The 1,328-nt window shown below is 71.2% G+C and carries 2 protein-coding genes; both read left to right on the forward strand.

The genetic code is table 11. The annotated features are described in order from the left end of the window. Nucleotides 1–1,164: NAD(P)/FAD-dependent oxidoreductase (locus tag ACIPXC_RS35025; protein WP_401626557.1), on the forward strand; the 1,164-nt coding region annotated here is incomplete at its 5' end. 36 nt (nucleotides 1,165–1,200) lie between these two features. After that, a partial coding sequence (locus ACIPXC_RS35030; RefSeq protein WP_401626559.1) for a sigma factor occupies nucleotides 1,201–1,328 on the forward strand: 128 nt, incomplete at its 3' end.

Genomic DNA, 1,328 nt, shown 5'->3' on the forward strand with positions numbered 1-1,328 from the left:
ACCGTGGTGAACGCCGAGCCGGACTTCGTGCAGCGGTTGCGGCTGCACCAGCTCGCGGCCGGCCAGGAGATCGAGAACCCGCGGCTCGTCGATGTCTTCGCGGGAACCGGGATCCGACTGCTCGTGGCCCACGTCACCGGCATCGACTCCGGGCGCCGGGTCGTCACCGTGACCGACAGCGACAGCGACAGCGACAGCGGCGGTGGCGGTGAGGTCGGCTACGACACGCTCGTCTACGCGCTGGGCAGTCGCGGCGCCGACCACGGTGTCCCCGGTGTCGCGGAGCACGCCTTCGACGTCGCCGGACGGCCTTCCGCGCTGCGGCTGCGGGACCGCCTGGACGGTCTGGAGGCGCGTCTTGAGGGACGGGGCGGGGGAGGGAAGGTGGTGGTCGTCGGTGACGGGCTGACGGGGATCGAGACCGCCGCCGAGGTCGCCGAGTCCCGGCCCGGTCTGTCGGTGACGCTGATCGCCCGCGGCGCATTGGCCACCCCTCTCTCCGCGGGGGCCCGCGGCCACGTGCGGCGGGCCTGCGACCGGTTGGGGATCACCGTCCTGGAGCACACCAGTGTGCAATCCGTCGAAGCGGCGCGGGTGCTCTGCGCGGACGGCACCGTCCTGCCGTCCGACGCGACCGTGTGGACGGCCGGGTTCGCGGTCGGCCCGCTCGCCGCCGCTGCCGGTCTTCAGGTCACCGACGACGGCCGGATCGTCGTCGACCGCACCATGCGCTCGGTGTCGCACCCGAACGTGTACGCCGTCGGCGACAGTGCCCACGCCCTCGGTGACAACGGCCTTCCCCTTCCCATGTCCTGTGCCTCGGCCGGCTACACCGGCCGACAGGCGACGGCCGCGGTCGTGGCCCGCCTGACCGGCGGCAGGGTCAAGCAGACCGGGCTGGAGTACGTGGGCAACCACATCAGCCTCGGGCGGCGCGACGGCATCCTGCAGATGGTCGACCACGACGCCCAGGCCAAGCCCAAGTACCTGGGCGGCAGGAAGGCCGCACGGATCAAGGCCGGCATCCTCGGCATGTCGCTGTGGACCACCTCCCACCCCACCTTCGGCCTTCCCACCCGAAGGCTGCGCCTGACCGACACACCGGAATCGAACAACGAGACGACGATCCGTCCGGTCGGAAGCGGAGAAGCCGCCCGTGGCTGAGCCGTTCTGTCGTACTGCCAGAAGTGAGGCCCTGAGATGACCGACGACACCACCGACCTGGCGACGCAGGCGTTCATCACCCACCGGAACCTGTTGTTCACCGTCGCCTACGAGATGCTCGGATCGGCGGCCGACGCCGAGGACGTGCTCCAGGAGGCCTGGCT

Origin of the sequence: Streptomyces sp. NPDC090021, from assembly GCF_044748225.1 — a bacterium.
Classification (GTDB): Bacteria; Actinomycetota; Actinomycetes; order Streptomycetales; family Streptomycetaceae; genus Streptomyces.